The sequence below is a fragment of the Mesorhizobium sp. M0768 genome, from assembly GCF_040320195.1.
GTDB lineage: Bacteria > Pseudomonadota > Alphaproteobacteria > Rhizobiales > Rhizobiaceae > Mesorhizobium.
Genome location: NZ_JAMYPD010000080.1, coordinates 1 through 1,978 on the forward strand (window position 1 = coordinate 1; position 1,978 = coordinate 1,978).

General features: G+C 63.4%; 1 protein-coding gene and 1 pseudogene. One reads left to right on the plus strand and one right to left on the minus strand.

The window, feature by feature from the left end; translation table 11 throughout:
• The first annotated feature begins 446 nt into the window (after positions 1–446).
• Entirely contained in the window at positions 447–701 is a 255-nt protein-coding gene (locus NKI08_RS34315; protein WP_352775915.1) for a hypothetical protein, read from the plus strand.
• A gap of 573 nt (positions 702–1,274) precedes the next feature.
• Here NKI08_RS34315 and NKI08_RS34320 read toward each other — a convergent pair.
• Positions 1,275–1,822 (minus strand): annotated as a pseudogene (locus NKI08_RS34320) (transposase); the annotation flags it as partial.
• Positions 1,823–1,978 lie beyond the last annotated feature (156 nt).

A 1,978-nucleotide genomic window follows, 5' to 3' on the forward strand; every position in this document is an offset into this window, starting at 1 on the left:
CGAGCACAATCACGAGCCGCGGCCATTCGTCTGCAAAGCAGACCCCGATGAGATCATTGCAGCAGTCAAACGCGGGCACCAAGCGTTGGAATCAATCCACTAGTACAATGACAATGGCACCACCTACGTCGCCGGAAACGGCGACGACCGTAACGGCACTCGAACTCAGGCTGAAGTGTCCGTTTTGATCAAGGTTTTTATGGGGTACATTTTCGCTGCGCCTTGAGGAGAGCCTTTGCGAGGATGATGAGCTTTCGCATCAATGCGGTGATGGCTACCTTTGGATCTTTGCCTGCCATCGTTAGCCCGTCTTATGCATGACAGCCTGTTGGAGAGGCTGGCAGATGTGTAACCGGGGCAAAACCTGTGGCGGACGCGGCGTCATGACTCGGGTGTATCGGGTTGGGGTGCGTGCGGTTTGGCGGGCGGCGCGATTCCATCGGGCCATGGCGGAGCCACCAAGGGACCGCTGGCGTTTGCCGGATGGCCGGATCGTCGTCGCTCCGCTGCCGGACGGGGTCGACGGGCACTTCGGTTTGGAGCTTCGGCGTCTGGTGCTGTCGCTTTATCACCAGGGTCAATCGACCGTGAGGCGGATCGTCGCGTTGCTGCTCGACTTCCGCGTGTCGATCTCCAAGCGCCAGGTCGTGCGGAGCCTGGCAAGATCGACGCCTTCGTCGCCGAAGCGAAGCAGATTCTGACGGCCGGGCTCGCTTCGGCCGGTTGGGTCAGCGTCGACGACACCGGGGCCCGTCATGGCGCGGTCAATGGCGTGTGCACGCGAATCGGCAATGACCGCGGTTCGCCGTGTTCACAACCACCAAGTCGAAGAGCCGGCTGAACTTCCTGCGGCTCCTGCACGGCGGGTCGGCCCGGTGGGTCTGAACGCCGCCTCACGCGCCTACATGCTGGAGCACGGGCTGCCGGTGATCGCGACGGATCTTCTGCATGCCGGGCGCGAGCCGTCCGGGTTCGAGGACGAGGCGTCATAGGCCGCCCATCTGCTCGCCCATGGCCTGGAGACCAAGGGGGCCTCTGGACCCGTTCCGCATCGCCAGTGAAGGCGCGTTATGGGGCGGTCTGACCGAGGCAAAGGCCGTCGACGGCACCGTCCTCCTCAGTGATGGGGCGGGCCAGTTCGCAATCGGCGAGCACGCGCGGTGCTGAGCGCCTCCACCGTTGTCGCAAACCTCGTAGCCGATCTTGCCTACGGCCTTCTTGATCCAAGAGTTCGGTGCACGAGGCCAAGCCAAGCTGCGAAGTCGCGCCCGGATCGGCTCGGATTCCGAGGTGCCGACCTCCATCCCGAGCACCTCGCACCGGCCGCCACTGTTGACGCCGACGGATGATGATGGCGACTGACACGATGCGGGCCACCGCGGGAACCTTCAATAGCTTGCATCGATCCAAAATACGGCCAGTCGCCCTCGATCAGCCGCTCGAGGAAGGCCTTCACCTTGCCGTCTCCCGCAGAGCCGGCTCACCTGGCTTTTGGAGACGCCGCTCGCGCCCATCGCCCTTGACAAGGTCGTCGACCGAGCGCGTCGAGATGCCCTGCACGCAGGCCTTTTGGATAAACGCGGTGAGCGCCTTCTCGGCCATACGCAGCGCCCCAGGAAGGAGGGGAAGTAACCCTTCCTCGGCACCGCGTCTCCCAGCCCCTGTCGCAATTGCCGTTGCGCTTGACAAGCCGCAGCGGGTTCTTCTCGCCCTGGGTCGCGCCGGTCGCCGCGCCCACTTCCATCTCCATCAGTCGCTCGGCGGCAAAGCCGATCATCTCGCAGGATATCGGGAGCGGAGTCTTCTCCACGAGCTCACGCAGGTCGTCATATCGGACGGCGCGGATGTGAAACGCGGTCGTGTTCCGCGAGGGACTCAGCCCAATCTAAAGAGTTGCCGCGGCGCCTTTGTGAGAACCTCGACTCCGGATTCGGTGACGCGAATGCTTTCGCTAATCACGTAGCCGAAATCTTCCTCG

What these genes read in the sequence shown, in the direction of transcription:
- NKI08_RS34315 (WP_352775915.1), top strand. Translation starts at nt 447, where the DNA reads ATGGCGGAGCCACCAAGGGACCGCTGGCGTTTGCCGGATGGCCGGATC.